Source organism: Streptomyces sp. NPDC048659 (assembly GCF_040650575.1).
Classification (GTDB): domain Bacteria; phylum Actinomycetota; class Actinomycetes; order Streptomycetales; family Streptomycetaceae; genus Streptomyces.
The window spans coordinates 76,278-86,179 of sequence record NZ_JBEZHM010000039.1 but is presented as its reverse complement, the minus strand read 5'-3'; the positions used below and the strand labels follow the sequence as shown (position 1 = coordinate 86,179).

7 protein-coding genes, 1 pseudogene and 1 CRISPR repeat array are annotated in these 9,902 nt (G+C 69.1%); of the genes and pseudogenes, 4 read left to right on the top strand and 4 right to left on the bottom strand.

What is annotated here, in order from left to right; all coding sequences use genetic code 11:
* Positions 1–791: 791 nt before the first annotated feature.
* Complete coding sequence (locus AB0C99_RS26530; RefSeq protein ID WP_362479831.1) at positions 792–1,040, bottom strand: hypothetical protein; 249 nt, start codon at positions 1,038–1,040, stop codon at positions 792–794.
* Positions 1,041–1,139: 99 nt separating this feature from the next.
* Here AB0C99_RS26530 and AB0C99_RS26525 point away from each other — a divergent pair, with 99 nt between their 5' ends.
* Complete coding sequence (locus AB0C99_RS26525) at positions 1,140–1,634, top strand: helix-turn-helix transcriptional regulator (protein ID WP_362479828.1); 495 nt, start codon at positions 1,140–1,142, stop codon at positions 1,632–1,634.
* Here the strand turns inward: AB0C99_RS26525 and AB0C99_RS26520 are convergent.
* Together AB0C99_RS26520 and AB0C99_RS26515 are read right to left on the bottom strand one after the other, a co-directional pair.
* Positions 1,589–2,411, bottom strand: a pseudogene (locus AB0C99_RS26520) (IS5 family transposase). The gene AB0C99_RS26525 and the pseudogene AB0C99_RS26520 overlap by 46 nt on opposite strands.
* Before the next feature lie 52 nt (positions 2,412–2,463).
* A CRISPR array of direct repeats spans positions 2,464–2,676; the repeat unit is 29 nt; unit sequence GGGGCCATCCCCGCGGGTGCGGGGAGCAG.
* A 925-nt stretch (positions 2,677–3,601) separates the two neighbouring features.
* Positions 3,602–4,882, bottom strand: a complete 1,281-nt coding sequence (locus AB0C99_RS26515) for a helix-turn-helix transcriptional regulator (RefSeq protein ID WP_362479825.1) — start codon at positions 4,880–4,882, stop codon at positions 3,602–3,604.
* Between the two features lie 212 nt (positions 4,883–5,094).
* Here AB0C99_RS26515 and rfbB point away from each other — a divergent pair, with 212 nt between their 5' ends.
* Genes rfbB through AB0C99_RS26500 form a run of 3 tightly spaced genes read left to right on the top strand, consistent with a single transcriptional unit; the run spans position 5,095 to position 8,472 of the window.
* Positions 5,095–6,114, top strand: a complete 1,020-nt coding sequence (gene rfbB / locus AB0C99_RS26510; protein ID WP_362479822.1) for a dTDP-glucose 4,6-dehydratase — start codon at positions 5,095–5,097, stop codon at positions 6,112–6,114.
* A complete protein-coding gene (locus AB0C99_RS26505) occupies positions 6,107–7,333 on the top strand; it encodes an ATP-grasp domain-containing protein (protein WP_362479819.1) in 1,227 nt (408 codons plus the stop codon). Before rfbB ends, AB0C99_RS26505 begins: the two co-directional genes overlap by 8 nt.
* A complete protein-coding gene (locus tag AB0C99_RS26500; RefSeq protein ID WP_362479816.1) occupies positions 7,330–8,472 on the top strand; it encodes a DegT/DnrJ/EryC1/StrS family aminotransferase in 1,143 nt (380 codons plus the stop codon). The genes AB0C99_RS26505 and AB0C99_RS26500 overlap by 4 nt, the downstream gene beginning before the upstream one ends.
* 129 nt (positions 8,473–8,601) lie before the next feature.
* On the opposite strand, the gene AB0C99_RS26495 is transcribed toward AB0C99_RS26500, so the two are convergent.
* Entirely contained in the window at positions 8,602–9,789 is a 1,188-nt protein-coding gene (locus tag AB0C99_RS26495) for a UDP-N-acetylglucosamine--N-acetylmuramyl-(pentapeptide) pyrophosphoryl-undecaprenol N-acetylglucosamine transferase (RefSeq protein ID WP_362479813.1), read from the bottom strand.
* Positions 9,790–9,902: the final 113 nt, after the last annotated feature.

The following is a 9,902-nucleotide window of genomic DNA, read 5'->3' as shown; positions in this document are numbered from 1 at the left end:
GTGGAGGTCCGCCACGCGGGCCCAGTTGATCTCGGGGGACGGGATGATCGCGCGCTGCGGGCGCACCTGGCGGATGACCCGGCACAGGTCGCGGCTGCGGGGCCGGCGGCTCCCCATCAAGCCCTAAACCTGATCACAGTATGCACCCGAACCCTGACACGTCCAGCCCCTACACCCCGAAGGGGAGGCCGCTCTCCGTACGACAGCAGGAGCATTCCTGGATGACAAGTGGTCTATGCCAATCTTCTGAAAAGCGCAGCAAGGGGGTGGGAGGTCCGCCTGATCCGAACACCTTGGGCCGTATGCGGAAATACCCAAAACACATGGGCAGAAAGGGAACTGACGGGGCGACGGAAAAGGCCACCAAAACCCGCATACACAACCCGCAAAACCCTCCGAGAAAGCGGCTCCTGACCTGTCGGCAAAACACCTATGCAGAATCCGAATTCAGGACAGATACGGAAAACGAATACGGCACCCACCAGAACCGACAACACCGTCACGGCGTCGGACGGGGGACCATCCCCGCAGACGCGGGGAGCAGAGTTCGCCGCTCGTCCTGTCTCTCGCGACCAGGGGACCATCCACCGCGTGCGCGGGGAGCAGTCGATAAGGCCCGGCTCCACCTTGAACGGCTGGGGACCATCCCCGCGTGCGCGGGGAGCAGTGGCCTGATGCTCGGCATCGTGGGTCTCGTCGGGGACCATCCCCGTAGGCGCGGGGAGCAGCTCACATCCTTCCGCCTGCGCGACATCACCGAGCACCGCGCCGCCGCGCAGCCCTCGGAAGGATCAGAAGTGCCGTTCTCCGGACAGTGCAGCGGAATGGGACAGTGACCGCCATGCGGCGGCCCGGCTCGGCGACCACACCAGGCTGTTGCTGCCCAAATCCTCGATGACGGCCCCGTTGCGCTCGCCCAGCGTGCCGAGGACGGCCAGCCCAAGGGAACGGCGACCACGGACGGCGTCCCACCAGGTGCCTGCGGGGCACATCGCGACCGTGCGCCCGGTGAGAAGCCAGTCCCTGAGTCGGGGTGTCATACCGTCAGGATCCTGTGACGGAGGGTGGCGTTTCGATCCCAGAACGGTAATCTCACCGTGGGATGCATTCCGATCCCACAATGGGTGAGGGGACATCACATGACCTCCGGGCCGATCCAGTTAGAGGCATGGTCGTGGGAGCGGTCGGAGGTCCGCCAAGCCCTCCGCAACCGGGACATCGGCGCGGTCTTCCGCTACGTCCAGCAGTACAGCGGGGCCAGCCAGGCCCGTATCGCAGCCGCCGTCGAACTCTCTCAGGGGCGCGTGAACGAGATCATCAACGGCCGACGCGAGATCACCCGGCTCGACGTGTACGAGCGAATCGCCGACAGCCTCAACATGCCCGACGACGCCCGGCACCTCCTCGGCCTTGCAGCCAGCCGGGAGAAGCGGGTCGGCGGGGCCGCTTTCGATCTCGCCGCCTTTCCCGAGGTCGTCCGGGTCTACTCCTCACAGGCCGCCGCCCGCGAAGAGATCCGCCAACACGCCGCCGCCTCCGATGAGCTCGACGTCCTGGCCGTGCGCGGCCTAGGTTCTGTCGTCAAATGTCACGCCCACATCAGGAGTGATGCGAGGGTGACGGCGGCTTCGTAGGACTGGGCGGTTTTGTCGTAGCGGGTGGCTATGCCGCGCCATTGCTTCAGGCGGTTGAAGCACCGTTCGACGACGTTGCGGTGCTTGTAGGCTTCGCGGTCGAAGGCCGGCGGGCGGCCTCCTCGACTGCCTCGCCGGGTTCGGTTGGCGATCTGGTCGGCCCGCTCGGGAATCGTGTGCGGAATGCCCCGGTCGCGGAGCCACGTGCGGATCGCCTTCGAGCTGCAGCCCTTGCCACCCAGACGTGATCAGGCCGGATACGGGGACGCCCCGGGCCGATCCGGGGCACCCGTATCTGGTCCATGACGAAAGTGAACCGGGTGCAGTCGTTGGTGTTGCCGCCCGTCACGACGAAGCCGAGCGGACGGCCCCGCCCGTCACAGGCCAGATGGACCTTACTGGTCTGACCGCCTCTGGACCGGCCGAGAGCCGGGTCACGGAGCCCCCTTTTCCGGCCCCGGCCGCATGCTGGTGAGCGCGGACGACCGTGGAGTCGACCGAGACCAGCCAGTCGATGTCACCCGCCGCGTCCGCTTTCGCCGCCCGGAGCATCCGGTCGAACGTCCCGTCCGCCGCCCACCTGCGAAAACGCGTGTGCAACGTGGCCCACGGACCATAGCGCTCGGGCACATCCCGCCAGGCCGTCCCGGTCCGGAACTTCCACACGATCCCGTTCAGCACCCGGCGATCGTCCAGCCGCTTCCGCCCCCGCAACGACACCGGAAGCAACGGCCGAACGAACTCCCACTCAGCATCCGACAACTCATGACGACGTATCACCACACCATGATCCACCAACGGCGATCATTTGAAGACACCCCCTCGGCCAGGGACCACCCCCGCGTGCGCGGTGAGCAAGGGCAGATCTCCCCCGCCTGAGGGAGACGGCCCGGGGCCATCCCCGCGGGTGCGGGGAGCAGTCGATGCCGAGGAGGAACTCGTCGGGAGCGAGGGGGCCATCCCCGCGGGTGCGGGGAGCAGCTGTGCCACCTCGCGGAAGAGGATCCGGCCCGGGGGCCATCCCCGCGGGTGCGGGGAGCAGACTTCCTGACCTGCAGTTCTACCTCACAACCAACACCATCTGAACCACTTTCGCGGAATCCGACAAACAAGACACCGCTCCCCCGCAGACACACCAGAAACCCGCAGCAGTGCCACAACAGCGAAGCCAGGACGGCCATCCCCACAGGCACGGAAAGCAGTCCAGACCGACAACCTTGTCGGCCCTCGACACGGGGCCATCCCGGCGTGCACGGGAAGCAGATCCAGACCGTACTCGACGCCGAGCAGGTCCGGGGGCAATCCCTGCGGCCGCGGGGAGCAGTGATCAGGTCCGAGGTGTGGGTGCGGACATGGGGGCCATCCTCGCTTACGCGGGGAGCAGGAGTGGAGCGACTGGCAGGCGTGGTGCGCCACGGGGCCATCCCCGCGCGTGCGGAGCTCGGCTCACCGACCAAGCGTCCGTGAGAGCTTCGAGGGGGACCACCATCCCGACTACGACGAGGTGCCCGGGCCCCTTCCCGCAGTGCGGGGAACACTCTTCACCCATGTCCGGCGTCGCGATCGACTGAGGACCATCCCCGCGCGTGCGGGGAGCAGTGGGGCGCGGGAGTCCGCCCGCCGGTCGAGGTGGGACCATCCCCGCGCGTGCGGGGAGCAGGGCTTCGAGGGCTTCGGCGGTGCGGCGGAGCTGGGACCATCCCCGCGCGTGCGGGGAGCAGACTCCATGACCTGCAGTTTTACCCCACGGCCAATGCCATCTGAACCACTTTCACCGAAACCGGCAAACCAGACACCCACTTCCCCGCGAATACGGACCAGCAGAACCCCCGCAACCTCCCCACCCGCGAGGCCCCACCGGCGGCACCGGAAACAGCGGCGCTTCTTGGACCGGAAGCCCCGGCCGGGGTGACCTCGTCTTCAGCGGTGTCCCGCCCGAGCACTCGCGCAGGGGTACCGTCCTTGTGTCAGGAGACGAGCGCCCCGGTGCGGGCGGCGAACTCCCGTAGTCCCTGCGGTCGTCCAGGCCCGTACAGGAGGTCGGAGGTAAGGGCGCGCAGCGCCGGCCGTCGGGCCTCCTGGGGAGCCTCCTGCTCGACGTGGCGCAGCGCAGTGAAGGTCTGCTCACTGTTGCCGAGGGCGTGCCACATGCGGGCCGTATCGGTCCATGCACGAGCTCGGCGCTCGGGGGTGGGCATGCTGTCAATGTTGAGTCCGGCGGCTACCTTCACAGCTTCGTCAGGCGTGCCGAGGGCGTTCAGAGCGCCGATACGGTAGACGTCGACCTGGGCTCGGGTAGCTTCGACGGTGAACAGGCCGTCAGGGGATCCGGGGCGGCGTTCGACGTCGGCCTCCGCCTCGTCGAGGAGCCCGAGGCTCCCGTTGCGATCGCCGCCGGTCGCTGCCGAGTACGCTGCGGTGAGCAGAAGCGTGGTGCGTACGGCTGCGGTTCGAGGATCGGCGGTGTCAAGGTCGCCGGCTTCCCGAGTGAGCAGGTGCACGGCCGATGACCAGCGGCCGGAGCGACGCATCGTGATGGCCAGGACACGGGAGGCTTCCCCGACGGGAACGGGCATGCCGCTTGCCCGGGCGGCGGTAAGCGCGCGGTCGGCAGCGGCCCAGGCCGTGTCGGAGTGCTGCTTGGCGGCGAGCTCCGCTGCGAGTACGTAGGAGCGGGCGAGGACGGCGGACGCCTGCTGACGGGCGCGACCGCCGGCGGCGTCACGCGTTGCCTCAGCGGTCGCGAGGAGACTGGGCAGGGAGGCTGCGAGGTCGTTGTAACGGGCGCTAGTGAAGGCTCTCCGAGCGGTTGCGGTCCGGGCCGCCAGTTCGGCGAGCGGGGCCGGCGCCGCTGACGGAAGCAGGAAGAGGACGTCCTCCAGGTCGACAGTTGACAGCGCGTGGGCCGGTCCCTCGCCGACGATGGCCGTCGCCCCAGCCGCGAGCGCCCCGGTCAGTAGTTGTCTGCGACGCACAGCGTCCTCCTCGTCCGGCGGGTATCCGCTCGCCACCGTAGCGATCACCGGGCCCTCAGGCACAGCGGCACCGCGCACCCGCTCGGCGGGAATGCCCAGAGCTTCCGCCAGGGCCAGGCACGTGGGGAGGTCTGGGCGCATCTGGTTGCTCTCGATCCGGGAGATCGCCGAGGCGGAGTAGCCGACGATCAGTCCGACCTGCTTCTGGGTGAGCCGGAGCGCGCTTCGGGCGCCGCGGAACACGGACCCTAAGTCGTTCTCGTGCTGGCCCATTGGTACCTCCTGTGCACCGACGGGAGGCACGACGCTAGCGCCGTTCGCTGGGCCGCGGCAGGGCGTGCGGAAGCACGGCATGTGCCAGTTCCTCACACCGTGTGCGGGGACGACCTGGACGGTCCCGTATGGGCCGAGCGGGCGTCACCGTGGGTTTCGCAGACGGGCGGCACATGGGGCCGGCCCGATGCTCGCACCTCCCCGGAGGCATCATGAACAAGATTCTCGTGACGGGCGGAGCCGGGTTCATCGGCTCCCATTTCGTGAAACGGATCCTGTGGGCCGACGACATCACTCACGTGACGGTTCTCGACGCCCTGACCTACGCCGGGCACATCGAGAACCTCGGCGAGGCCTTCCTCAACCCGAAGCTGACGTTCGTCCACGGCAACATCCTCGACGCCGAGCTGGTCGACGAGCTCGTCCGCGACCACACGGCGATCGTTCACTTCGCCGCTGAGTCGCACGTCGACCGCTCGTTCTTCGCGGCCGGCGCTTTCGTCCAGACCAACGTGCTCGGCACCCAGAAGCTCGCGGACGCGGCCATGCGGCACGGCGTCGAGAAATTCGTGCACGTATCGACCGACGAGGTCTACGGTCCCTTGCCCGAGGGGTCCGCCAGCGAGGCGGCCCCGCTGCGGCCCACCGTCCCGTACGCGGCGTCGAAGGCGGCGAGCGACCTGGTGGCGCTGAGCTACTTCCGCACCTACGACGTTCCTGTGTGCGTCACGCGGAGCGCGAACAACTTCGGGCCGTACCAGCACCCCGAGAAGATCATTCCCTTGTTCGCGACCCGCCTCCTGCGCGGCGAGAAGGTCACCCTCCACGGGCAGGGCCAGCACGTGAGGAACTGGCTGCACGTCGAGGACAACTGCGCCGGCATCGAGCTGGTCCTGCGGCACGGTGCCGCGGGCGAGGTCTACAACATCGGCGGCGGCACCGACTTCACCAACAAGGAGCTGACTGAGCGCCTGCTCGGCGTCGTGGGTGCCGACTGGGGTTCCGTCGTCTACGTGCCGGACCGCCGGTCGAACGACATCCGGTACTCCATGACCTGGGCCAAGCTCACGGCCCTGGGCTTCCGGCCCGAGCGCGACTTCGACGAGTCCCTCGCCGAGACCGTCGACTGGTACCGACGCAACCCCGACCGCTGGGCGCCGCTGATGCGCAGCTCCGTCACCGTGCGACCGCACGTCGCCCCCGACACCATTCGGGAGTCGCAGCATGCCTGACCAGTTGCCGCACAACGCACTGCTTGTGCTCGGCGCATCCGAGGAGCACATCCCGCTCTACCAGGAGGCGCGGAGCCGCGACATCCCGACCATAGCGGTGGACATGCGAGCAGACGCCCCCGCGTTCCCGCTGGCCGGCGCCACCCTTCACATCTCCACCCGGGACGCTGACGCCATCGCCGACGCGCTGGGCGACACGCGCCCCGCCGGCATCGTGGTCGGCGCCAGCGACGCCGCCCTGGCCACTTGGCGCACCCTGGCCCTGCTGTACGACGCTCCCTACGTGTACCCCAAGGAGGCGTTCGCCGGTCTCGACAAGGCCGCCTTCCACAAGGTCGTCGTATCCTGCGGCCTGACCGGGTACGGGTGGGTAGCGTCGAGTGATCCGGACGAGATCCTCGTGAGGGCGGCGGGGCTGAATTTCCCGCTCGTGGTCAAGCCCGTGGACGGGTCGGGCAGCAAGGGCGTCACCTGCATCACCCGACCTGACGACCTGCCCTCCGCCTTCCTCAGCGCCCGCACCTACGCGGCTTCCCGGACTGTGATCGTCGAGGAGTTCGTTCAGGGCCGGCAGTTGACCATCGACCTCTTCCTGCGGAACGGCAGGTCGGTCATGACCTGCATCAAGGACCAAGAGCTGGTCGCCGGTGGTTTCGTCGTCAGGCGAATCGGCACCGCGGAACTGTCGCCGAAGGAGCGGGACCACCTTGAGGCGAGCGCCGAGCGCCTGTGCCGCGCGCTCGGCATCGTCAACGGGCCGGCGAACTTCGACCTGGTTCTCGGCGCAGACGGCCTGGGGCGCATCATCGAGGCCAATCCGCGCCTCAGCGGCGACGGCATTCCGCGAGTGCATGCAGCTGCGTACGGGGTGAACGTCGTGGGTGCGCTCGTCGCGCTCGCGCTCGGCGAGCCGTTCGATGAGTACCTGACGCCGACGCACGACGCGCATGCGGCGGTGGAGCTGATCGGGTCCCCGCTCGCCACGGACGGCGAGCTGATCGCGTGGGAAGGCGTCACCGAAGCCCGCAACACGCCCGGAATCACCGGCCTCGAACTGTACGCCGAGGTGGGCGACCTTGTCCGTCCGCATGACCAGTCCGGTCACAAGATCGGCATGCTCGTAGCCGCCGGGCCGTCGGTGGCGGACGTGTCCGCCGCCCTGAAGACGGCCAGTGCGCTGATCCGGCCGATCATCCGGCCCGTCACGGAGGTGAAGTGAACACACCCATCGGTTCTTCGAGGCCGGACGCCCGCCGCAACGCCACCCCGTACCTTTACGGGCGCGAGGCCGCCGCGGTAGCCCGCGTCCTGGAGTCCGGCCAGTACGGACACACCGACGTCACCGAACAGTTCGAACGCAGGATCGCGAACTTCCTCGGCGTGCCCGACGCCGTCGCCGTCTCCTCAGGCACCGCTGCCCTCCACGCTGCGCTCCTCGCCGCAGGAGTCGGCCCGGGCCAGGAGGTGGTCGTGCCGTCGATGACGTTCTGCGCGACCATCCAAGCGATCCTCGCGGCCGGTGCCACGCCGCGGTTCGCCGACATCAATCCCTCCACTCTGTGCGTCACCGAAGACCTCCTGATGGAGGCGGTCACGGAAGCGACCGCGGCCGTCGTCCCGGTCCTGTTCGGCGGCCGCGCCATCGACCTCACCACCGTCCAGGAAGACCTGGACGCCCGGGGCATCGCCGTGATCGAGGACGCGGCGCACGCCTTCGGTTCCCGGATCGGCGGCCGCCGAGTCGGAACGACGGGCGCGCTGACCTGCTTCTCGTTCGGCCCGATCAAGAACCTCACCTGCGGCCAGGGCGGCATGGCCATCCCCCGCTCACCGGAGGAGGCAGACCGGCTTCGCCGGCTCCGGCTCCTTGGTGTCGTCCAGTCCCAGAGCGAGCGCGCGAACATCACCACCTACCGTGTGGAGAACTTCGGGCTGCGCTATCAGCTCTCCAGCATCAACGCTGCCATCGGGCTGGCACAGCTCGACCGGTTCACCACCACCGAGCTGGCGCGCCGCCGTCTCTGGCACGCCTACCGCGACCGTCTCAACGGTCTGGACGGCGTGACGCTCATCGACGTCGATCCGGACCATGCCGTGCCGCATCTGTGCCAGGTCCGCCTCCCACGGCGCGACGAAGTCTTCACCGAGCTGCGCGCGAAGCACATCGGCGTGGGCGTCCACTACCCGCCCAACCACCTCCAGCCCGCCTTCGCGACCTGGCGCCGCTTCCTCCCGGCGACCGAGCAAGCGGGCGCAGAGATCCTCAGCCTCCCCTTCCACCAGCACCTCACCCAGGCCGACATCGAGCACGTGGTGGCGGAGCTGGGACGAGCCCTCGAGACGGTCGAAGGCACGTGATGCGCAAGCTGCTCACCGTGCGCCTGGGGGCTGCTGCATCCTGCGCAGGGGCGGGCGGGGCGCTGGGTGCGCCGTGCTGATCGAAGCCGGCACGGCGCTGCATCTCGGACCGCGACGGTTGTAGGTCGGTCAGCCAGCGGCGGCGGACAGCAGCACGTCGACAAGCCTGTCCGCCGCATCCGGCCGCCCGTGTTCCCTGGCCCGCTGCCCCATCGTCTCCCGCCGCGCGGGATCGGTGAGCAGCGGGCCCACGGCGTTCTTCAGCCGGTCCGCGGACACGTCACCGACCAAGGCGACGGCGGCGCCCACTTTTTCCAAGTGCCAGGCGTTGTGGACCTGCTCGTTCCCAGCCGACGTGGCCAGCGGCACGAAAACCGCCGGCTTGCCCAGCGCGGTCAGCTCAGCGAGCGTCCCTGCGCCGCTACGGGAGATGACGACGTCGGCGAGTGCCAGGACGTCCGGCAACTCCCCGCCGACGAAGCCTGTGAGGTGGTACCTGCCGCGCAGCGCCCCCGGCAGCCCACCCACGAGCTGGCGCAGCCCCGAGACGTTGTCGGGCCCGCACTGGTGGATGACGTTGGCGCGCTCCAGCAGCCACTCAAGGGCGTCACCGACCACGCCGTTGATCTGCTGGGCGCCCTGCGCGCCGCCGGTGACATACACAGTCGGCAGCCGCCGGTCGAAGCCCGTCAGACCGAGACCCTCGACCGCCTTGTCCGCGCGACCGGTCAGCACCTCCGGGCGTACCGGGTTGCCGGTGACCACCGCGACCCCGCGTACAGCCTCGGGAAGCAGCGGCAGCGACGACTCCGAGGACACGGCGATCCGGGTGGCCGAACTCGCCAGCTGCCGGTTGGCCAGCCCGAGGCGCACCGTCTGCTCGTGCAGCACCAGCGGCCGGCGGCACATCCGCGCGGCAAGGCCGGCCGGGACAGCCACATAGCCGCCGGTGGCGAGCACCACGTCCGGCAGGAACTCCCCCACCAGTTTGCGCGCCTGGGCGATGCCCAGCGGCACCTTCGCCATGTCCTTCACATTGGCCGCCGACAGCATCTTGAGCGGGTTGCTCGAGCGACGGACCTTCCCCGTCGCGACCGTTGCGAAGGGGATCCCCTCCGCAGGTGCGACGCGTGCCTCAAGGCCCTCGGCGGTACCGATCCAGAGAACCTCCAGCGCGCGACCCTCGGCGGACAGCCGGTCCCGCATGGTCCGGACCGCCGTCAGGGCCGGATAGGTATGCCCACCCGTACCTCCGCCCGTGACGAGAAGACGGAAGGACCGAGGGGATCCGCCGGAGAGACGGCGCTCGCTGCACACAGGAAGGGCTCCAGACTGAACACGTGACGACGAAGCAGCGTCCCACATCCGGCACCCCAAAACGGCCAGCGTCGTCATGACCCGCAGACGCCGCTTACGGTCTGGTCGCCGAT